Source organism: Hydrotalea sp. AMD, from assembly GCF_004100315.1.
GTDB classification, from domain to species: Bacteria; Bacteroidota; Bacteroidia; order Chitinophagales; family Chitinophagaceae; genus Hydrotalea; species Hydrotalea flava.
Window position 1 is genome coordinate 53769 of sequence record NZ_SCKY01000021.1, and the last position, 20153, is coordinate 73921.

Annotated in this window: 20 protein-coding genes, 1 tRNA gene and 1 riboswitch; of the genes, 18 read left to right on the forward strand and 3 right to left on the reverse strand. The window is 38.6% G+C overall.

Features of this window, described 5'->3' with window-relative positions:
• Positions 1-3: 3 nt before the first annotated feature.
• From EO766_RS14270 to EO766_RS14280, 3 genes are all read right to left on the reverse strand, one after another.
• Positions 4-1347 (reverse strand): APC family permease, encoded by a 1344-nt coding sequence (locus EO766_RS14270; RefSeq protein WP_218331303.1) that lies wholly within the window; start codon positions 1345-1347, stop codon positions 4-6.
• 192 nt (positions 1348-1539) lie between these two features.
• On the reverse strand, positions 1540-1821 hold the full coding sequence (locus EO766_RS14275) for a hypothetical protein (RefSeq protein WP_228733209.1): 282 nt from the start codon (positions 1819-1821) through the stop codon (positions 1540-1542).
• 168 nt (positions 1822-1989) lie between these two features.
• On the reverse strand, positions 1990-2133 hold the full coding sequence (locus EO766_RS14280) for a TMEM175 family protein (RefSeq protein ID WP_228733208.1): 144 nt from the start codon (positions 2131-2133) through the stop codon (positions 1990-1992).
• A gap of 96 nt (positions 2134-2229) precedes the next feature.
• A riboswitch (cobalamin riboswitch) is annotated at positions 2230-2420 on the forward strand.
• A gap of 133 nt (positions 2421-2553) precedes the next feature.
• Here EO766_RS14280 and EO766_RS14285 point away from each other — a divergent pair.
• The 18 genes from EO766_RS14285 to hsdR all read left to right on the forward strand — a co-directional run bounded on the left by EO766_RS14285 (position 2554) and on the right by hsdR (position 20081).
• Positions 2554-4488: a TonB-dependent receptor plug domain-containing protein gene (locus tag EO766_RS14285; protein ID WP_287101435.1), complete on the forward strand. Its 1935-nt coding sequence runs from the start codon at positions 2554-2556 to the stop codon at positions 4486-4488.
• Positions 4489-4503: 15 nt separating this feature from the next.
• On the forward strand, positions 4504-5109 hold the full coding sequence (locus EO766_RS14290; RefSeq protein ID WP_218331301.1) for a DUF6580 family putative transport protein: 606 nt from the start codon (positions 4504-4506) through the stop codon (positions 5107-5109).
• A gap of 51 nt (positions 5110-5160) precedes the next feature.
• A complete protein-coding gene (locus tag EO766_RS14295) occupies positions 5161-6108 on the forward strand; it encodes an ABC transporter substrate-binding protein (protein ID WP_218331300.1) in 948 nt (315 codons plus the stop codon).
• Positions 6095-6310 (forward strand): cysteine-rich CWC family protein, encoded by a 216-nt coding sequence (locus EO766_RS14300; protein WP_068244382.1) that lies wholly within the window; start codon positions 6095-6097, stop codon positions 6308-6310. Before EO766_RS14295 ends, EO766_RS14300 begins: the two co-directional genes overlap by 14 nt.
• Positions 6307-6822, forward strand: coding sequence for a bifunctional adenosylcobinamide kinase/adenosylcobinamide-phosphate guanylyltransferase (locus tag EO766_RS14305; RefSeq protein WP_287101439.1), 516 nt, complete (start codon positions 6307-6309; stop codon positions 6820-6822). Before EO766_RS14300 ends, EO766_RS14305 begins: the two co-directional genes overlap by 4 nt.
• A complete protein-coding gene (locus tag EO766_RS14310; RefSeq protein WP_287101440.1) occupies positions 6822-7565 on the forward strand; it encodes a Dph6-related ATP pyrophosphatase in 744 nt (247 codons plus the stop codon). Before EO766_RS14305 ends, EO766_RS14310 begins: the two co-directional genes overlap by 1 nt.
• A complete protein-coding gene (cobT, locus tag EO766_RS14315) occupies positions 7552-9264 on the forward strand; it encodes a nicotinate-nucleotide--dimethylbenzimidazole phosphoribosyltransferase (RefSeq protein WP_228733207.1) in 1713 nt (570 codons plus the stop codon). Before EO766_RS14310 ends, cobT begins: the two co-directional genes overlap by 14 nt.
• A 22-nt stretch (positions 9265-9286) precedes the next feature.
• Positions 9287-10063, forward strand: coding sequence for an adenosylcobinamide-GDP ribazoletransferase (locus tag EO766_RS14320; RefSeq protein WP_218331297.1), 777 nt, complete (start codon positions 9287-9289; stop codon positions 10061-10063).
• 9 nt (positions 10064-10072) lie between these two features.
• A complete protein-coding gene (gene cobC, locus EO766_RS14325; protein WP_218331296.1) occupies positions 10073-10675 on the forward strand; it encodes an alpha-ribazole phosphatase in 603 nt (200 codons plus the stop codon).
• A 37-nt stretch (positions 10676-10712) separates the two neighbouring features.
• Positions 10713-11291: a MarC family protein gene (locus EO766_RS14330; RefSeq protein WP_075051813.1), complete on the forward strand. Its 579-nt coding sequence runs from the start codon at positions 10713-10715 to the stop codon at positions 11289-11291.
• A gap of 160 nt (positions 11292-11451) precedes the next feature.
• A tRNA-Arg gene (locus EO766_RS14335) sits at positions 11452-11523 on the forward strand.
• 249 nt (positions 11524-11772) lie between these two features.
• Positions 11773-13227 carry a type I restriction-modification system subunit M gene (locus EO766_RS14340; RefSeq protein ID WP_074419363.1) on the forward strand — a complete coding sequence of 485 codons (1455 nt, stop codon included), beginning with the start codon at positions 11773-11775 and terminating at the stop codon, positions 13225-13227.
• 1 nt (position 13228) lies between these two features.
• The gene (locus EO766_RS14345; protein ID WP_074419364.1) at positions 13229-14104 is read left to right on the forward strand and encodes a RhuM family protein; all 876 of its coding nucleotides are present in this window, start codon (positions 13229-13231) and stop codon (positions 14102-14104) included.
• Complete coding sequence (locus EO766_RS14350; RefSeq protein WP_179853199.1) at positions 14101-15390, forward strand: restriction endonuclease subunit S; 1290 nt, start codon at positions 14101-14103, stop codon at positions 15388-15390. Before EO766_RS14345 ends, EO766_RS14350 begins: the two co-directional genes overlap by 4 nt.
• Positions 15391-15401: 11 nt before the next feature.
• Positions 15402-16373 (forward strand): virulence RhuM family protein/type II toxin-antitoxin system death-on-curing family toxin, encoded by a 972-nt coding sequence (locus EO766_RS14355; protein WP_074419365.1) that lies wholly within the window; start codon positions 15402-15404, stop codon positions 16371-16373.
• Positions 16374-16475: 102 nt separating this feature from the next.
• A complete protein-coding gene (fic, locus tag EO766_RS14360) occupies positions 16476-17357 on the forward strand; it encodes a protein adenylyltransferase Fic (protein WP_074419366.1) in 882 nt (293 codons plus the stop codon).
• A gap of 30 nt (positions 17358-17387) precedes the next feature.
• Positions 17388-17756: a four helix bundle protein gene (locus EO766_RS14365; protein WP_218331295.1), complete on the forward strand. Its 369-nt coding sequence runs from the start codon at positions 17388-17390 to the stop codon at positions 17754-17756.
• Between the two features lie 30 nt (positions 17757-17786).
• Entirely contained in the window at positions 17787-20081 is a 2295-nt protein-coding gene (hsdR, locus tag EO766_RS14370; protein ID WP_081298664.1) for an EcoAI/FtnUII family type I restriction enzme subunit R, read from the forward strand.
• Positions 20082-20153 lie beyond the last annotated feature (72 nt).

A 20153-nucleotide genomic window follows, 5' to 3' on the forward strand; every position in this document is an offset into this window, starting at 1 on the left:
TATTTAAATAATGGTTTCTTTTCGGTTTTGTTGTTTTTTATGAAACAGAAAATACAATGCAATAAATCCAGCCAATACCAAAATACCAACCAGCGCTGTATCAGGACTGTGAATAATAATGCTGATACAAACAAACACATAGGCAGCAATAAAAATAAGCGGCAGTAATGGATATAATTTCATTTTATATATTCCGGTGCCATCTAAGTGTTTTGTTTTTCTTCTTAAAATAAAAATGGTAGCACTGGAACCCACCATACCAAACGAATCTAAAAAAATAGTGAAATTTAAAATTCTTTCAAAGGTTTGGGCAAAGAATAAAATTACAATACACATTGCAGCAAATACCGTTAAAGAAACAGTTAACACCTGATTTTTATTATTTTGAACAGCAAATGCTTTAGGCAATGAACCTTCATCACTCATTGCATACATGACTCTTGGATTGCTAAGCAATAAGGCATTTACATAAGAAAGAACACCCACAAACAAAAAGAATGAAAAAATTTCAGCACCTCGAATGCCAAATACATTTTGAATTAACACATAAGCAATTTCTGTTTCATTTTTCATCTGATGAAAACCGATAACCCGATAATAACTCAGGTTTACCAATAAGTACAATACAATAATGATGGTAATGCCCATAAAAATACCACGGGGCATATTTTGGGCCGGCTTGTTGATTTCATTACCAAAATTGATGGTTTGCTGATAGCCTCCATAAGTAAACGATACAGCTATGAGACTAATCCCTAAACTTTGAATCCAGCTCATATGTGGAGTGCTATCAGCCATAACACTTGCTGTTGCTACTGCCTGATGATATGGAAAAAACAAGGCCGCAATGAGTACCACTATCATTCCTATTTTAATTAGCATTAAAATATTTTGAGCCTTTGCACTCATACGCAAACCCATTAAATTAATACCATAAAACACTAAAATAGCCCCGGCACTGATAATGGCTTTATCAATATCCGTCCACTGATGACCGGGAAACAATTTTGTAATATAACCACTTCCTATTAATGCAACGCCACTTAGTGATGCAGCATTGCTGATTAAAATGATACAGTTAATGGCAAAGGCAATACTAGGATGATAGGCTACTGAAAATATTTTATAATACCCGCCGGTAACCGGGTAACGGCTACCTATTTCCGCATATGTTAAAGCACCACAAAAAGCTATCAATCCACCCAATATCCATGCAGTAAAATAAACAGATGGCGTAATGGCATCCTTGGCAGAAGTAGCGGCGGTTCTGAAAATACCCATTCCAATTACCAGCCCTACTACAATCATGGTAAAGCTAAACAAATTCAGTTGTTGTTTTCCCTGCATGTTGCTAAAGTATGGCACTCAATATAGTAAAGAAATCAATGAAACACAGAAAAAGCTGTTCATTCTATAGGCCACTTTCTATCCATGCATAAATAGCAGGATAGATACCACCCTAAAAACCGACCCATGAATTGAACATAAAGCATCATTTTCCGGCAATAAGCAATGGCACATATCTGTTCAAAAAACAGCTCAATATATTGGTTTAGAAGTTGAGATGATTCTTTTTTCAATACGCCTGTCCGGCACAATCCAAATAACAGCTACTACCCCATATAAAAACAAAGCCACCCAGGCATTCCAAAATCCAACTGCAATGGCAATAATATAAATATAAACTGAAACTTTTCCCTTAACATCATTGTTTATGACTGCAGCTAAAGCAGCCTCTTTTCCATGCAATGCAATTAACGTACGAACCAAAATAAAGTAAGCAATGGCATTCATTAATAACACAAAGCCATACAATACCACCGGTAAACTTTCAAAATGATTTCACCATCCATCCCGACACAAATGGTACCAATGACAACCAAAAAAACAAATACAAATTTTCAATAATATTTTACCGTTTACAAGCGCAACACTTTGCATTAAATAAATGGTGGTGGTTACTCCAGTAAATTCCAATATAAATAAAACTCAAATATAACTTAGCAATACCGGCCATATTGCTTGTAATGCACTAAATGTAGCAGTATGTGGCACTTTAAACTCTAACACCATTATGGTAATAATTATGGCTATTACGCCATCGCTAAAAGCTTCCAATCTTCCTTTTCCCATGGTGAATCATTCGGTGAAAAAATGAAATTAAATAAAAAATGTACAATTCAAAGCAATTACTATTTTTGCCTTGTATTTGGTTCTTTTTATTGCATTGCAAGCCATTCTTTCAACGGTATGCATTGTGATAGAAGGATTAAAAGGGAAACCGGTGTAATTCCGGTGCTATCCCCGTAGCTGTAAGGGCCTCAGTAAAAGAGAAAGCGATAACAACCACTGTTCCTAAAACGGAATGGGAAGGTGCTAAAGCCCCAAGCCAGAAGACCTGCCAGATACAGCCTCATTGAAAAATGAGTTTGTCATTCACGGCTTTCGGGTGAAAAGCATGGAATGTAAAAGACTGTCTGCAGCAGTCGATTATATTTCTCCGTTTTTTTGTTTTCCTGAAAGCTCATTGTTTCATTTTAAAAACAATCAACAATGAGCAAAAAATTAACGCTCCTTCTTACATCCATAGCTTTGGGCTATGCAGCTTTTGCACAACAAGACTCTATGGCCACCCGCCAGTTAAACGAGGTGGTAGTAACCGCTTCTAAAACACCTATTAAAGAATCAGAAACGGGTAAAATTGTAACCGTAATTGATCAAAAAACCATTCAAAACCATGCAGGCAGCAGTTTAGCTGCATTGTTGAATACACAGGCAGGTTTTTTTATTAATGGCAGCAACAATGCATTGGGTACTAATTTAGATTTGTACTTCCGTGGTGCTTCTGGAGGCAATATGTTAATTGTGATTGACGGAGTGCCGGTGTACGACCCCTCACAAATCAACAATTCATTCGACCTGAATAATATTCCTTTAGACCAGGTAGAACGTATTGAAATTCTGAAAGGCGGACAAAGTACTTTATGGGGCAGCAATGCCGTTGCAGGTGTTATTCAAATTTTTCTAAAAAAAGAAGCCAAAAAGAAAATGGCCCTGAATGCCAACGCATCTTATGGCACTTATAACACTTTCAATAGTGGTGCCGGCATTAGCGGCTCGCTTAAAAAATGGGATTATTTGGTGCAGTACAACTACATTAAAAGCGCCGGTTTCCCTGCTGCTTATGATAGTACGGGTAAGCAGAACTTTAAAAAAGATGGTTTTGAGCAAAGCAGCGTAATGGCTGAAACCCGTTACCATTTTTCGCCTTCATTAACAGCAAAAGCGTTTGGCAATTTTAGCCATTACCAAACCGATTTACCTGCCGGTGCTTTTACCGATGAAAAAGATTATACCCTTAACAATAAAAATAATTTGGGTGGACTGGCATTAGATTTTCAACACAAAAAAGTAAACTGGACTTTACAGGGAAGTTACCAGCAAACCAACCGCCATTATGTAAACGACAGCACTTATGTTTCGAGCCCTTATTACAATTATTCGAACCAGCAATATAACGGCAATACCACTACGTTAGAAACCTTTGGCAGTATCCGTTTCCAAAAACATATTCGCCTGGTTTCGGGTATTCAGTACCAACATCAAAACACCAGCCAAAGCTATTTCAGTACCGGACCTTACGGACCCTACACTTCTGAACTGGGACAAGACAGCGCCAATGTTAACCAGCTTTCGGCGTATGCCTCTTTGCTGTTGCTGAATATTCATGGGTTTAATTTTGAAGCCGGTGGCCGCGTTAACCACCATTCCATTTATGGTAACAATGCAACTTATACCCTTAATCCCTCATTTGTAATTGATGAAAATACCAAGTTATTTATTAACATTTCATCAGGCTATAATATTCCTTCGTTGTATCAATTGTATAGCGCTTATGGCAACAAAAATTTAAAACCTGAAAGCAGTACTACTTATGAAATTGGACTCCAAACCCAAAGCACAGATAAAAAAATGAGCCTGCGCCTTGCTGCATTTAAAAGAGATACCAAAAACCTGATTATTTTTTATACCGATGCCAATTACAACAGCTACTACATCAATCGCGACCAACAACACGACTATGGCTTTGAAGTAGAAAGCAATACACAAATTGGTACAATTGGCACCTGGAGTAATAATCTTACCTATATTGACGGGCATGGCATTCAAAATGGTGTTAGTGTAAACAACCTGTTCCGACGTCCTAATTTTGTGATGAACAGTGTACTTACCCTTTCGCCCGTAAAAGGCTTTACCATTGCACCGGCCTTTAAATACGTAGGTACTCGTTTAAAAGGGCCTTATGATATTGGACCTGATTTACAGCCCGCTTATTATACTGTTGACTGTTTTATCAGCTACCGGGTTAACAAACAAATTCGCCTGTTTACTTCGCTCAACAATATTACCGACCAACAATATTTTGATATTGTAGGCTATAACAGCAAACGCTTTAATATGATGACAGGGGCTTATTTTAACTTTTAAATTAAAACAATCGTTATGTCTATTCAAAAATTCAATCCGGCAACAGCAATTGTATTGTTGTTTATTTTATTAGCCGCTGCTTTGCGTATTTGGAATGCCGGCAGTACCCTATCGCCTTTGGCCAATTTTACGCCCATTGGTGCCATGGGGCTATTTGGTGGTACTTATTTCAATCAGCCCTGGAAAAAATATGCATTTCCTTTAGGTGCTCTTTTTTTTAGTGATGTGATAATGATGCATACCATTTATGCAGGTTACGGTAACGGGTTGCTGTACAAAGGATGGATATACACTTATCTTGCATTTGCAGTAATTGTTTTAATAGGCACATTGATTAAGCATGTAAAAATGAGTACGGTAATCACCGCGGCATTTGCGGCTGCACTGGCACACTGGATTATTACAGACTTACCCGTTTGGTGGTTTGGTGGATTAGATATCAGAAACGGCCAACGCTTACAGCGCAATTGGGATGGGTTTGTTCAATGTTATGTTCAGGCTTTACCCTTTTTAAGGAATATGCTGGTAGCCAATATTGTATACGGCGCCATTTTTTACGGCAGTTTTGAATGGCTGCAAAAAAAATATCCGGCCTTATCAGTGCATGCGGTTTCAAAATAATAAACGTACAGGGCTTGCTGCAGTAGCCCTGTTTTTTCTTAAACCCATACTATGCTAAAAATTGTTTCCTTTTTGCCGGCCGCCACACAAATGATATATGATATGGGCCTCGACCATATGCTCTATGGTATTACCTTCGAATGTCCTGAACCTGCCCTTTCTCAAAAACCCAAAGTGGTTCGCTGTGTTTTAGAAGACAACCATTTAAGCAGCACTGAAATTGATACTATTTTTTCTGCTGCGAAAGCATCGGGAAAAAGCTTGTATTATGTGGATGAAGATTTACTCCAACAAATAGAACCCGATATTATTTTTACACAGGATGTTTGTGAAGTATGTCAGATTGATACGGCCTGCACTGCCGCTGCCATTGCCCGATTGAAGAAGCAACCACAGTTAATTGCCTTAACACCGCAAACACTGCAGGATGTGTATCAAACTGCCATCACTATTGCTACTGCCATTGGTAAAGAAGAAAAAGCATATCAGTACCTGGCACAGCTGCAACAAACCACAAACCATATTTTAGATAAACTTCGTCAGCACCAAATGCCGCTTAAAACCGTGGCATTGTTGGAATGGATACAACCCATTTATAATTGCGGACATTGGATTCCTTACCAGATAGCCATGGCCGGTGGCATAGACATGCTCAGCCATCCCGGTGGCGATTCCATTGTTACCCCCTGGAGCAAAATTGTACGTTACAATCCGGAAATTATCATCATTGCACCCTGTGGCTTTTCCATTCATCGTGCAAAAGAAGAAATACATCTTTTAACTCAATTTCCGGAATGGAATGGTTTAAAAGCAGTACAAAACCGGCAAGTTTATCTGGCCGATTTTGATTTGTTTACCCAACCCAGTGCCGGAACACTTGTTAACGGTATTGCCTTGCTGGCAGCATTATTTCATCCCCAATTATTTCAGATTCCTGCATCATTGCAACATAAATATCTTCAGCTTTATCCCCAAACCTTTGCTTATGCCACACCATGAAGAAAAATTATGCGCCCGCTGCCAGCAACCTTTTGAATGTAAAGTGGGCGATATAACCCATTGCCACTGCACTGAAATTACATTAACAGATGCGGAAAGATCTTTCATTGAAAACCGTTACAGCGATTGCCTTTGCAAAGCATGTTTATTGGCACTAAAAAACAAATATATTTTATTTAAAGAAAAATATTTTTTACCATGATTATTTTAATAACCGGTGGAGCCAGGAGTGGCAAAAGTAATTATGCGCAAAATCTGGCATTAAATATGAGTAACAGCCCGGTTTATGTTGCCACGGCTAAGGACTGGGGAGATGATTTCACCGAAAGAATTCAACACCATAAAAATAACAGAGGAAAAGAATGGATGAGTTATGAAGAAGAATTTGAAGTGAGCAAACTGCCTATTCAGGAAACAGTTGCAGTAATAGATTGCATTACGCTATGGCTTACCAATTTTTTTATCAAAAACCAAAACAATATTGATACAGCACTAATAGAATTTAAAAAAGAAATAATAGCCATCCATCAAATGCCGGGTACTTTTATCATTGTAAGCAATGAGATTGGAATGGGTGTTCATGCAGAAACGACCATTGGCAGAAAATTCACGGATTTACAAGGCTGGGCTAACCAATTCGTTGCCTTACTGGCCGATAAAGTGATTTTTATGGTGAGTGGTATTCCTGTAATCATAAAAGAAACAAATCAATAATGGCACATCTATCTGTTTTTAACTGGAGTGGCGGCAAAGACAGTGCATTGGCACTTTATAAAGTTTTTCAAAATACTGAATGGCAGGTTGGCGCATTACTTACCTCTGTAAATCAAACTTATAATCGGGTGTCTATGCACGGTGTTAGAAGTATATTGTTAGAACAACAGGCTGCCGCCATTGGCATACCGTTAGTAAAATTATTACTGCCAGAACAACCTGATATGGATACCTATAACAGACTGCTCACCAATACCATGCAACAATTCAAAGCACAAGGGTATACCCACTCCATTTTTGGCGATATATTTTTAGAAGATCTGCGCAACTACAGGGAAGAAAAATTAGCAGCAGCCGGCTTTCAGGCACATTTCCCTTTATGGAAACGCAACACTATTGAATTGGTGCATGAGTTTATTGATCTCGGCTTTCAATCTATTATCGTTTGCACAAAGGCAGAACTGTTAGATGAAAGTTTTGCAGGCAGAATCATTGATCATGATTTTCTGAAAGACCTTCCCGCAAATGTTGACCCATGTGGCGAAAACGGTGAATTCCACAGCTTCGTTTTCAATGGCCCTATTTTTAGGCAACCCATCCCGTTTACCATTGGCGAAAAAGTATTGCGGACCTACAACGCACCTAACAATGCAAGTAACCCCTGTTCATCACAAAATCATCAACAAAACCAGATGGGCTTTTGGTTCTGCGATTTAATTCCTGCTAACCATGGAACTATTTGATGTATTCAATAAAAGAAGAGATACCCGGCATTTTACCAATGATGTTGTTCCGGATATGGTATTAGAAAAAGCACTGCGGGCAGCACACATGGCTCCATCTGTTGGATTAAGTGAAGCCACCAAATACTATTTGCTATTAGAGCAGCATATCAAGAATGCTATTCACGAACTATTTCAAAGCGAAAACCAAAAAGTTGAAGCAGAACTTTTACACAACACTGCTCTGTTACAACAGTACAAAAAATTAAAACTGGAAGCAATTAAAGAATCGCCCGTTGGATTAATTATTACAACTGATTATAGTGTACTGGAAAAATTTACCATTGGCATTTCAGGCACTGCCGATACCCTGCAATGGAGCAGTGTTTGTGCTTTACAAAACCTATGGTTATCATTAACTGAAGATGGATTTTCACTCGGTTGGGTATCTATTCTAAATTTTACGGCATTTAAAAATTTACTGAATATACCGGCGCATGAATACCCATTGGGATATTTTTGTATTGGGAAACCGGCAACCGATTATGGACAACAACCCATGCTGCAAAAAGATGGCTGGAAGTCCAAATCAAAAAATTCGGAAGTAAAAGAAATTAAACAGTTATATCCTACTGCAAGTAATGCTGCAAACTTTCAATTCAGTAAAATTGCCGGAACAAACAATACTTTGCTCAAAGAAGCACTCATCAAAAAAACAAATGGCAAAACCAAACCCGTAGGTGCATTGGGTATATTAGAGTCCATTGCAGTTAAAGTTGGATGTATACTGGAAACAACTGCTCCGGAAATAAAAAATCCGAACATGATTATTTTTGCGGCTGATCATGGTATTGCTGCAACCGGACTGGTAAATCCATATCCGCAGGTAGTTACACAACAAATGGTTCGCAACTTTTTACAAGGTGGTGCAGCCATTAATGTTTTTTGCAGGCAAAACAACTTAAAACTTACCATTGTTGATGCAGGTATCAATTGCGTTTGGAAAAATGAGGATTTAGCATATCCCAATTTTACAGTGAGCAAAATAAATATGGGTACTAAAAATTATTTGGAAGTACCTGCAATGACCAAAGACGAGTTGGTAACCTGTTTACAAAAAGGGAGGGAGTATATTCTCCAACTAAAACAACAGCAATGCAATACAATTGCCCTTGGCGAAATGGGCATTGGCAATAGTTCATCGGCAGCACTTATTATGCATGGCTTATTAAATATTCCTTTAGCAGCATGTGTGGGAAGAGGCACTGGCACAAATAATGACCAATATCAAAAAAAATTGAAAGTATTGGAAAAAGTGGCTCATCAATACCACCTCCATCATAACAATATCGACCCTTTACAACTTTTACAACTAATTGGAGGATTTGAAATTGCCATGTTAACAGGCGCTTACTTGCAGGCGGCTGCGGAAAAAATGGTGATTATTGCTGATGGATTTATTACAACAGCAGCATTGCTTGTAGCAAAAAAATTACAGCCAAATGTTACAGATTATTGCATAGCATCACATCTTAGCAACGAAAAAGGTCATCAGCAAATGTTAGCCTATCTGCAATTACAACCATTGTTGCAATTAGAATTACGTTTAGGTGAGGGAACCGGTGCAGCATTAGCCCTTCCCTTAATCCAGTCGGCTATTGCTATGCTGAATGAAATGAATGATACCGATTCCTTTCAAATCAACGGACCTTCCAACTAAATTAAATTTTTTATTTGTATACATGAAGAAGCAAATACAATTTTTTTTTACTGCATTAATGTTTTTTACCCGATTACCGGTTCCAAAAAATATTAACCACAACCAAAATTTACTGCAACAGTCGGCTCGCTATTTTACCTGGGTGGGTCTCTTGGTTGGTTGCATTACTGCAACTGCATATTATGTTTTCAGCCTGCTGCTGTCTGCACATCTTGCCATTGCTTTTTCTATGTTAACAGGTATTTTAACTACAGGTGCTTTTCATGAAGACGGCTTTGCAGATTGCTGTGATGCATTTGGCGGAGGCTGGACAAAAGAAAAAATTTTACAAATTATGAAAGACAGCAGGCTGGGTACTTTTGGAGTAACCGGCTTAACAGGAGTATTGGCATTGAAGTATTTGCTATTGGTTGAAATTAGTCCTCAAATTCATAGCAAATACTTTTTACTGCTTTTTCCATGCGCACATGCTGCCAGCAGGTTTATGGCCATTGTTATCATGCAAACAAGTAGTTATGTACAGGATACAGATACCAGTAAATCAAAACCATTGGCTAATAGAAAATTAACCGTTATTGAAATAGCAATTGCTATTGCAGGAGCCTTAATTCCATTTTGTTTTCTTCCCGGCATTTGGCTTGTTACATTAGTGCCCATGTTATGGGTAACATGGCGGGCTGACACATATTTTAAAAAATGGATAGGCGGTTATACAGGCGATTGTTTGGGCGCCACCCAGCAGGCTACTGAAGTTGTTTTCTATATTGCTGTTTTGATCATAGTTAACCACCTGCATTAAATATATAAAATGATCATTTATTTAATACGTCATACCACACCTTCTATACCAAAAGGAACCTGTTATGGTCAAACTGACATTGAACTATCCCATACTTTTGCTGAAGAAGCAGCAACCCTTGCAAAATTTATTCCACCACTTAGTTTTAAGGTATACAGCAGCCCCTTACAACGTTGCAAATTATTGGCTAAAAAATTGTTTCCGGATGTGCCCACTCAATACATACCTGAATTAATGGAAATAAACTGTGGCCAATGGGAAATGAAATTTTGGGATGATATTCCAAAGGAAGAACTCAATACCTGGATGTTCGATTTTGTAAATTGCCCCTTCCCAAATGGTGAAAGCTATATACAGTTCCATGAAAGAATATCAAAATGTTTTCAGCATATTACATCCAACCCAAACTATCCTTTGGCCATCATTACCCACGGTGGTGTAATCAGAAGTATTTTATCCTATCTTACCCAAACACCCTTGCAAAAATCATTCGAAATTTTTAATATACCATATGGTTGCATCATTCAACTTACCTTACAAAACAATCAAAGCAGCTGGCAATATTGTTACAATCCACAACCAACACAAACAGAACAACACAGACCTGCTTAATCGTTTTTTGATTGTACCTTAGCAAAAACCTAACCGAATGACGATTCATTTCGACCAGCTCATTACCGTAACATTTACCTTGTTTGCGGTGATTGATATTGTAGGCTCCATTCCACTGCTCATTTCTTTAAAAGACAAAATGGGCGATATTCGTTCGTCCAAAGCCACACTGGTTTCGGGCGGCTTAATGATTTTGTTTTTATTGGTGGGCCAACAGTTTTTAAGTATTCTCGGTTTAGATATCCGCTCTTTTGCAGTGGGTGGGTCCATCGTTATCTTTTTATTAGGTTTGGAAATGGTATTGGGCCACGAAATATTTAAAGGCGATGCCGATGCTGCCTCGGGCACTGTGGTTCCCATTGCATTTCCCATCATTGCCGGAAGCGGAACCCTTACTACCATCATGTCGCTCAAAGCCAACTTTCAACAGGGTTATATTTTAGCAGGCATCCTCATTAACCTGGTCATCGTGTATATTGTACTTAAATCATTGAAATGGATTGAGCATGCCCTCGGAAAAGCAGGCCTGTTGGCTGTTCGCAAATTTTTTGGGGTAATATTATTGGCCATTGCCGTAAAAATATTCAGCAGCAATATTGGGGCATTCGGCAAATAATACTTTTGTTACCGGCTTTGGCTATGCTATTGAGCTTCCGTTGCGTCGCACCCTTGTACGTTCTGTTCATAGCGCAGCTTTGGGTATCACCGCAACAGTTTATCAGAATTATTGACGTTTCAATAGCCGAAACATTTATTTTTGCGGCCGAACAACTACAGGCCTCGTAGTACAATGGATAGTATAAGAGTTTCCGAAGCTCCAGATCCAGGTTCGATTCCTGGCGAGGCCACAATCTACCCTTTGAAACCCTTATTTTAGCTGTAAATATACAAAATCAGGGTACAAAGAAGGGACGATTTATTATGACACTGAGCCAATCCTTAACAATACCTCAAAACAAATTTTGACCTCTCCCCAAAAAATTAAACAAGAAAAAATTATAAATATCCTGCCTTAACCCCTTAATACCCCCACCCAAATAAACGAGCGTTTTTTTGCCTACTTGTTTTATATTTGAAAGATTAAATATGCAAGTAGAATGTTTGAACAAACCTTTAAAAATATTGACGATATACTTCACAAAGACGCTGGTTGCGGTAGTGAATTGGATTATGTGGAGCAAACCAGTTGGATTCTGTTTCTCAAGTATTTGGACGACTTAGAGAAAGACCGTGCCACAGCAGCCGAACTTACAGGAAAGGCATACACGCCTATTATTGACAAAGAATATCGCTGGACAACCTGGGCTGCACCTAAAAACAAGGACGGTAAACTCGACCACCACAACGCTTTGACAGGTGACGACCTCACCGACTTTGTAAATGGCAAACTCTTTAACTACCTCAAAAAGTTTAAGCAAAGTGCCGAAAGTGCCGACACCATTGAATATAAGATTGGCGAAATTTTCAGCGAACTGAAAAACCGAATCCAAAGCGGTTACAACTTACGGGAAGTGATTAACCTCATTGACCAGTTGCGTTTCCGCACCCACGCAGAAAAGCACGAAATGAGCCACCTCTATGAAGACAAGATTAAAAATATGGGCAACGCTGGGCGTAACGGTGGCGAATACTACACGCCTCGTCCGCTCATTACGACCATTGTAAAAGTGGTTGCCCCTAAAATTGGCGACAAAATTTATGATGGTGCTTGTGGCTCTGCTGGCTTCCTGTGCGAAGCGTTCAATTATCTCAAGTCACACAAATCGCTTTCCACCAAAGAAACCGAGATACTTCAAAAGAAAACCTTTTACGGCAAGGAGAAAAAATCGCTGGCTTACATATTGGGTGTAATGAATATGATATTGCACGGTGTGGAAGGTCCTAACATCATACACACCAACACGCTTGCCGAAAACCTTGCCGACATACAGGAAAAAGACCGCTATGATGTGGTGCTTGCCAATCCACCATTTGGTGGAAAGGAACGTGCTGAAGTGCAACAAAACTTTCCGATAAAAACAGGCGAAACCGCTTCACTCTTTTTGCAGCACTTTATTAAAATTTTGAAAGCAGGTGGCAAGGCGGGTGTAGTAATCAAAAACACATTTTTAAGCAATACCGACAATGCCACTGTTGCCATACGCAAAACCTTGTTGAAAAACTGCAACTTGCACACCGTGTTGGATTTGCCCGGTGGCACTTTTACCGGTGCAGGTGTAAAAACCGTTGTGTTGTTTTTTGAAAAAGGAAAACCCACGCAAAAGGTTTGGTTTTACCAATTGAACCTCGACCGCAATTTAGGCAAGACAAACCCACTCAACGAAAACGATTTGGCGGAGTTTATTGAACTGCAAAAAACCTTTGCCGATAGCGAAAACTCTTGGACGGTAAATGTGGCAGCCATAGACCAAAGCACTTTTGATTTAAGCGTAAAAAACCCGAACAAAAAAGAAGAAATTACGCTACGCCAACCGCAAGCCATTTTGGAAGAAATGAAAGCATTGGATGAAGAAAGTGCGGAGATTTTGGAATCTATTAAAAGTCTGATCTAATATGAAAGACGAAATTGTATTATACCGGCCCGATGCACTTGCCGAGCATATTGAAGTTAGGATTGATGAAAAAACGGAAACCATTTGGCTAACCCAACAGCAAATTGCTGATTTATTTGGCACGCAACGACCCGCCATTACCAAACATTTAGGAAATATTTTTAAATCGGGCGAATTAGACGAAAATGTGGTTAGTTCCATTTTGGAACATACCACCCCTCACGGTGCCATTAAAGGCAAAACACAAAAGTCCAAAGTGAAGTATTACAATATAGATGCCGTATTATCTGTGGGTTATAGGGTAAATTCTGTCCGAGCTACCCAATTTCGCATTTGGGCAACCAGAGTTCTCAAGGATTACTTGTTAAAAGGCTATGCCCTAAACAATCGAATGAACAGAATGGAAGACAATGTGGAAGCTATTTCAGAAAAAGTTAACCAAATTGAGCTGCAAATAAATACGCACCTTATTCCTACCCAAGGTGTATTTTTTGATGGGCAGGTGTTTGATGCTTATGAGCTGGCATCAAAAATTATCCGATCGGCAAAGCAAAGCATAGTATTGATAGACAATTACATAGATGAAACCACCCTCACCCATTTGGCAAAAAAGAAAAAGGGGGTAAACGTGCTGCTGCTCACCAAAACCATCACTAAACAATTACAACTGGACGTGCAGAAAGCCAAAGCACAATACGAAAACTTTGAACTAAAAACCTTTACCCATAGCCATGACCGTTTTTTAATTGTTGACAACAAAGAAGTGTATCATTTGGGAGCTTCACTCAAAGATTTAGGTAAAAAATGGTTTGCTTTTTCGAAACTGGAAGCCAAATCGGTAGAAAGTATTTTAAACTCAATTTTGGAAATGATATGACTTTCGACAAGCTCAAGTCCCAAGAAGGACCACAAAAAACAAAGGCAGGTGCGCCAAGTCGAACCTGGGAAATAAAGAAGTTGGGGGAAGTTTCAGAAATTCTAAATGGTGGAACTCCAAAAACCAATATTGCAGAATATTGGGACGGTGATATTCATTGGATTACTCCTGCGGATTTAGGAAAGCTAACGAAACCAACAGTTAATAATACTCCTAGAAAAATCTCAAGGTTAGGTTTAGAGAAATCTTCTGCAAAGTTGTTTCCTGAATACTCAGTAATACTTTCAACGAGAGCACCAATCGGACACTTGGCAATAAATGAAGTTCCGATGAGCACCAATCAAGGTTGTCGTGGAATTGTGCCGAGCAAAAAACTTGACACTTGGTTTTTATATTATTTCTTGAAAAAGAATGTTGATTTACTTGATAGTTTAGGAACTGGAGCAACTTTTAAAGAGCTTTCAACAAAAGCACTTGCCGGAATTGAAATCCCCCTTCCCCCACTCCCCGAACAACAACGCATTGTTTCCATTTTAGATGAAGCCTTTGCCGCCATAGCCAAGGCAAAAGCCAATGCCGAACAAAACCTCAAAAACGCGAAAGAACTTTTTGAAAGCTATTTGCAGGGGGTGTTTGAGAAAAAGGGTGATGGTTGGGAAGAAAAAATGTTAGAAGAATTAGCAGACGAAAATTGCACCCTTTCTTACGGAATAGTTCAACCTGGTGAAGAATTTGAAAATGGTTTGCCAGTAATCAGACCAACTGACTTAACAAGCAGATACATAAAAGTTGAAGGATTAAAAAAAATTGACCCAAAATTGGCTGATGGTTACAAGAGAACAAAATTAATTGGAGATGAATTGTTTTTATGTGTTCGGGGAACAACTGGAGTAGTTTCAATTGCTACCCCAGAATTGAAAGATGCCAACGTGACAAGGGGCATTGTTCCTATTCGTTTCAATTCAAAAATTATCAATCAGGAATTTGGATATTATTTGCTCATTTCAAACTATGTCCAAAAGCAAATTAGAGCAAAAACCTATGGTGCAGCATTAATGCAAATCAATATTGGCGATTTAAGAAAAATTCTTACTCCTTATCCATCACTCAAAGACCAACAACCTATCGTCCGCCAATTAGATGCCCTGCGAACCGAAACGCAAAAGTTGGGAGGGTTATATCAAAAGAAAATTGATGATTTGGAAGAACTGAAAAAATCAATCTTGCAGAAAGCATTTGCAGGAGAGTTGAAAATGGATAGTGTAAAAGTTGCACAAATAGCATAAATCAATGGATAATGAATGAAATAGTCATATATACAACTGCTGATAAAAAAACTGAAGTAGAAGTTCAGTTTGATGGTGATACCGTTTGGCTCAACCAAAGGCAAATGGCTAAATTGTTCAACCAAACCAAGCAAAACATAAGCCTGCATATTAATAACTGCTTTAGAGAGAAGGAATTAAACAGAAAGGCAACTGTCAAGGAATCCTTGACGGTTCAAAAAGAAGGTAAACGGAACGTAACACGCAAGATAGAATATTACAATCTGGATGTGATTATTTCAGTAGGATATAGAGTAAAATCAGTAAGAGGCACACAATTCCGCCAATGGGCAACCCAACGCCTGAAAGATTATTTGGTAAAGGGCTATGCCATTAATCAAAAACGATTGGAAGAATTGGGAAAAATGGTGCAACTGATTGAACAATCAGGCAAAGCGGAAACCTTGCAATTGCACGAAGCCAAAGGGCTGTTGGACATTTTGAGCCATTACACCAAAAGTTTTGTATTGCTCAATCAATATGACAGCCGCAATCTACAAACAAGCAACTTAAATGAAAACATTACCTATGCAATTAGGTACGAAGAAGCCATAACCGCCATAACAGCGTTGAAAAAGCAACTCATGGGAAAAAAAGAGGCAACGGACTTGTTTGGAAAGGAGAAAGACAATGGTTTCAAAAGTTCGTTAGAAAGCATTGTACAAACTTTTGGCGGGCATTACTTATATCCAAGCATAGAAGAGCAGGCGGCTCATTTGCTGTATTTTGTTATCAAGAATCATTCTTTCAACGATGGTAATAAACGCATCGGAGCATTTCTATTTATCTGGTTTTTAGAGAAGAATAAACACCGTTTCAAACAAACAGGTGAATTAAAAGTGAACGACAATGCACTTACAGCCATTGCTTTGTTGGTAGCGCAAAGTGCCCCCGAAGAAAAAGAACTAATGATACAACTAATCATTAACCTAATTAGAGACTAATATGAACGAAGCAGAAAATAGAGCAGAACTCATAGACCCAAAGCTAAAAGCTTGTTGTTGGGGCGTTATTAAATGGACAATAAACCTCAATTAAAAAAGTAAATGAGCAGCACAAAAATATCCATACGATTTTTTGACGACCGGGAAGTACGTGCCTTATGGGACGAAGAAAACGCTAAGTGGTGGTTTTCGGTATTGGATATTGTTGCCGTGCTTACCGACCAGAACGATTATGCCAAAACCCGCAACTATTGGAAATACCTGAAAGCCAAGCTAAAGAAAGACGGCAGTGAAGTGGTTAGTGCCACTACCCAGTTGAAATTACTCGCTCCTGATGGCAAAAAACGCTTGTCTGATATGCTTGATTACAACGGTATTATTGCCTTGGGTAAAGAGTTTCCAGGCAAAAAGGCAAACCGGTTTATTGAATGGTTTACCTACAGTGATGAAAGTATTGACGGAAAAAGTAAAACCAAAGCGTATGCCTTATTTGACAGTTCATTTATCAACAGCATAGAAGTAGGTACCACTAAAGGATTGCAGCAAATACACGGCTACTTATTTGGCGGTTTGTATGACTTTGCAGGGCAAATCAGGCAGAAAAATATTTCAAAAGGTGGTTTTCAATTTGCAATGGCTCGTTTTCTTGAAGATACACTAAAGCAAATAGATGAAATGCCTGAAAACACTTTTGATGAAATAGTAGCCAAATATGTAGAGATGAATGTTGCTCACCCATTTATGGAAGGCAATGGCAGAAGCACCCGAATTTGGTTAGACCTGATATTGAAAAAACGTCTGAAAAAATGCGTGGATTGGAGTAAAATCGGGAAAGCTGAATATATGAACGCAATGGTAAAAAGTCCTGTAAACAGTAGTGCTTTGAAAAAACTACTCAAAAACGCTTTAACCACCGAAATAGATAGCAGAGAAATGTTTATGAAAGGAATTGACTATTCCTATTACTACGAGGAGAACAATTGAAAATTGATAATTGAAAATGGAAAGTTGAAAATGATGGAAAAGAAAGAAAATATCGTAATGAACAAATCGTATGTGTTTGCATTGCGGATTATAAAATTATACAAGCATTTGTTAGCGGAACAGAAAGAGTATGTGTTGTCAAAACAAATATTGAGAAGCGGAACTGCAATAGGTGCTTTAGTTAAAGAAGCTGAACACGCCCAGTCAAAAGCAGACTTTATCAACAAAATGAATATAGCTTTAAAAGAAGCCAACGAAACAGAATATTGGTTAATGCTGTTAAAAGATAGCGATTATTTAGACGAAAGAAGTTTTCAATCTATTCATTCTGATAGTTCAGAACTTATTAAGCTTTTAGCAAGCATCGTTAAAACTTCTAAACAAAACAATGGCAAATAATTTTCAACTTTCAATTATCCATTTTCAATTATGAATGAGGCAGAAACAAGAGCAGAACTCATAGACCCCAAGCTAAAGGCTTGTGGTTGGGGCGTTGTGGAAGGCTCTAAAGTCCTTCGTGAATACAACATTACAGCAGGTAAAATTCAAACAGGTGGTGGCAGGGGCAAAAGAGAAACTGCCGATTATGTGTTGGTTTACAAAGGAATCAAATTGGCAGTAGTTGAAGCCAAAAGTGATGAATTAGAAGTGGGCGAAGGTGTAATGCAAGCCAAAAAATATGCGGAAAAACTTCAATTAGAAACCACATACAGCACCAACGGAAAAGCCATTTACCAAATCTGTATGAAATCAGGCGAAGAAGGTTTGGTAACAGATTTTCTAAGCCCCGAACAACTTTGGAATAAAACTTATTCAATTGAAAATGGACAATTGACAATTGAAAATGAATGGCGAGAAAAGTTTGCGAATGTGCCGTTTGAAGATAAAAGCGGCACCTGGCAACTTCGCTACTATCAGGAAATAGCAGTGCAAAGGGTAGTTGAAGCCATTGCACAAGGCAAAGACAGAATTTTACTCACCCTTGCCACAGGAACGGGAAAAACAGCCATCGCTTTTCAAATTGCGTGGAAACTGTTTCAAACCCGTTGGAATCTTTCAGTAATTGAAAATGGAAAATGGAAAATGGAAAATGAAGGCTATGAAAAAGACAATTTTCAGCTTTCAACTGTCAATTCTCCATTATACCGAAGACCGAGAATTTTATTTTTAGCCGACAGAAATATATTAGCCGACCAAGCCTACAATTCGTTTTCTGCATTTCCTGAAGACGCATTGGTGCGTATAAAACCCAACGAGATAAAGAAAAACGGAAAAGTGCCCACCAACGGCAGCATTTTCTTTACCATTTTTCAAACCTTTATGACTTCACCAATGGAAAATGGAGAATTGAAAATGGAAAATGACCCGGACAGTGAAAATAATTCTCAATTTTCCACTTTCAATTTTCAATTATATCCGAAGGATTATTTTGATTTTATCATTATTGACGAGTGCCACCGTGGCGGAGCAAATGACGAAAGCAATTGGCGGAGTATTTTAGAATATTTCAGTCCGGCAGTGCAATTGGGTTTAACAGCCACACCCAAACGAAAAGACAATGTGGACACTTACCGCTACTTTGGCGAACCAGTTTACATCTATTCGCTGAAAGAAGGCATCAATGACGGTTTCTTAACACCATTCAAAGTAAAACGCATTAAAACCACGCTGGACGATTACTGCTACACTTCTGATGATACCATTGTGGAAGGCGAAATTGAAGATGGCAAACTCTATGAAGAAAAAGACTTTAACCGCACCATTGAAATTATAGAAAGAGAAGCCAAAAGAGTAAATATCTTTTTAGATGAAGCCAACCAAAACGAAAAGGCAATTATATTTTGTGCCAATCAAGGACATGCAGCATTGATAAGAGATTTGGTAAACCAAAACGCCAAAAGTAAAGACCCATTTTATTGTGTTCGTGTTACAGCCAATGACGGAGAAGAAGGCGAAAGATTGTTGAGAGAATTTCAGGATAACGAAAAGACAATACCAACTATACTGACCACTTCGCAAAAACTTTCCACGGGTGTAGATGCAAGAAACATTCGAAATATCGTGTTGCTTCGTCCCGTTAACTCAATGATTGAGTTTAAACAAATCGTAGGTCGTGGCACACGATTGTCTGACGGCAAAGAGTTTTTCACCATTTACGATTTTGTAGATGCTTACAAACACTTTTCAGACCCCGAATGGGACGGAGAGCCAATTAGAGAAGAACCAAGCAGTGTAAAAGAAGCAAAGGGCGAGTATAAACCAAGAGAACCAAAAGAACCGACTGAAACAGAACGCAAACAGAAAATAAAAATCAAACTGCGAAACGGAAAAGAAAGGGAAATCAAACATATGGTTTCTACTTCGTTTTGGAGTGCAGACGGCAAACCCATTTCAGCAGAAGAGTTTTTGAATAACCTGTTTGGTGAGTTGCCTAAACTTTTCAAAGACGAAGAAGAATTGCGGAAACTTTGGAGCAATCCAATTACCCGAAAAGGTTTATTGGAGAATTTAGATGCAGCAGGTTTTCCAAAAAACGATTTACTGACTTTGCAAAAGTTGGTAGATATGGAAAAAAGCGACTTGTATGATGTGTTGGAATACGTTTTCAATGGCGACTATATCGCAATGACAAGAGAAGCCAGAGCTAAAGCAGCCGAAGCGACCATTTTTCCTGACTTGTCCGATTTAGTGCGGTCTAAGAATTTTTGTGATAATTTCTTGTAGATGATTCGGCACATGAGCTCTCATTCTTATTTCTTTTTTGGTTATTTTATTTATTAATCGGGCATCTGTGAT

What these genes read in the sequence shown, in the direction of transcription:
- cobT (WP_228733207.1), top strand. Translation starts at nt 7,552, where the DNA reads ATGGAACTATTTGATGTATTCAATAAAAGAAGAGATACCCGGCATTTT.
- EO766_RS14285 (WP_287101435.1), top strand. Translation starts at nt 2,554, where the DNA reads ATGAGCAAAAAATTAACGCTCCTTCTTACATCCATAGCTTTGGGCTAT.
- EO766_RS14350 (WP_179853199.1), top strand. Translation starts at nt 14,101, where the DNA reads ATGACTTTCGACAAGCTCAAGTCCCAAGAAGGACCACAAAAAACAAAG.
- EO766_RS14310 (WP_287101440.1), top strand. Translation starts at nt 6,822, where the DNA reads ATGGCACATCTATCTGTTTTTAACTGGAGTGGCGGCAAAGACAGTGCA.
- EO766_RS14280 (WP_228733208.1), bottom strand. Translation starts at nt 2,133, where the DNA reads ATGGGAAAAGGAAGATTGGAAGCTTTTAGCGATGGCGTAATAGCCATA.
- EO766_RS14290 (WP_218331301.1), top strand. Translation starts at nt 4,504, where the DNA reads ATGTCTATTCAAAAATTCAATCCGGCAACAGCAATTGTATTGTTGTTT.
- EO766_RS14295 (WP_218331300.1), top strand. Translation starts at nt 5,161, where the DNA reads ATGCTAAAAATTGTTTCCTTTTTGCCGGCCGCCACACAAATGATATAT.
- EO766_RS14320 (WP_218331297.1), top strand. Translation starts at nt 9,287, where the DNA reads ATGAAGAAGCAAATACAATTTTTTTTTACTGCATTAATGTTTTTTACC.
- EO766_RS14365 (WP_218331295.1), top strand. Translation starts at nt 17,388, where the DNA reads ATGATGGAAAAGAAAGAAAATATCGTAATGAACAAATCGTATGTGTTT.
- fic (WP_074419366.1), top strand. Translation starts at nt 16,476, where the DNA reads ATGAGCAGCACAAAAATATCCATACGATTTTTTGACGACCGGGAAGTA.
- hsdR (WP_081298664.1), top strand. Translation starts at nt 17,787, where the DNA reads ATGAATGAGGCAGAAACAAGAGCAGAACTCATAGACCCCAAGCTAAAG.
- cobC (WP_218331296.1), top strand. Translation starts at nt 10,073, where the DNA reads ATGATCATTTATTTAATACGTCATACCACACCTTCTATACCAAAAGGA.
- EO766_RS14300 (WP_068244382.1), top strand. Translation starts at nt 6,095, where the DNA reads ATGCCACACCATGAAGAAAAATTATGCGCCCGCTGCCAGCAACCTTTT.
- EO766_RS14345 (WP_074419364.1), top strand. Translation starts at nt 13,229, where the DNA reads ATGAAAGACGAAATTGTATTATACCGGCCCGATGCACTTGCCGAGCAT.
- EO766_RS14330 (WP_075051813.1), top strand. Translation starts at nt 10,713, where the DNA reads ATGACGATTCATTTCGACCAGCTCATTACCGTAACATTTACCTTGTTT.
- EO766_RS14355 (WP_074419365.1), top strand. Translation starts at nt 15,402, where the DNA reads ATGAATGAAATAGTCATATATACAACTGCTGATAAAAAAACTGAAGTA.
- EO766_RS14270 (WP_218331303.1), bottom strand. Translation starts at nt 1,347, where the DNA reads ATGCAGGGAAAACAACAACTGAATTTGTTTAGCTTTACCATGATTGTA.
- EO766_RS14340 (WP_074419363.1), top strand. Translation starts at nt 11,773, where the DNA reads ATGTTTGAACAAACCTTTAAAAATATTGACGATATACTTCACAAAGAC.
- EO766_RS14305 (WP_287101439.1), top strand. Translation starts at nt 6,307, where the DNA reads ATGATTATTTTAATAACCGGTGGAGCCAGGAGTGGCAAAAGTAATTAT.